The 316-nt window shown below is 50.6% G+C and carries 1 protein-coding gene; it reads right to left on the bottom strand.

Annotation, left to right across the window (positions count from 1 at the left end; translation table 11 throughout):
• Positions 1–54: 54 nt before the first annotated feature.
• Positions 55–316 (bottom strand): hypothetical protein (locus tag AACQ81_RS05790; protein WP_237388509.1); only part of this gene is annotated, 262 nt, incomplete at its 5' end.

Below are 316 nucleotides of genomic sequence, written 5' to 3'. Positions count from 1 at the left end.
TGAGACATATGGATGGTGAGGCAGTGTGACGGATTTGTTGTAAGATGTTTTTTGTTATTCAAGCGAAAGGGGGCAAACGGACCCGGTCAGGGCATCCCTGCTGACCCGCTTTTCCGATCTCAGCGGAGGCGCGATTACCCCAGGCACGCGCCAAAAACCTACTTGCCCGGCCTCGCGAATAATACAGAAATAGAAAACCAAGACGATAAGTTCAAAGCAGCCACAACGAAACACCCCATCCACACTGGTGATGACAAGGACAGAAAAAGAGCGATAGAACCCATTCGCGACTCCCAGAGCAACACGCATAACAGAA

Source organism: Xenorhabdus sp. Sc-CR9 (assembly GCF_963897815.1).
Lineage (GTDB): Bacteria > Pseudomonadota > Gammaproteobacteria > Enterobacterales > Enterobacteriaceae > Xenorhabdus.
The sequence above is the reverse complement of the archived record's forward strand: the minus strand, read 5'-3'. Positions and strand labels throughout refer to the sequence as shown.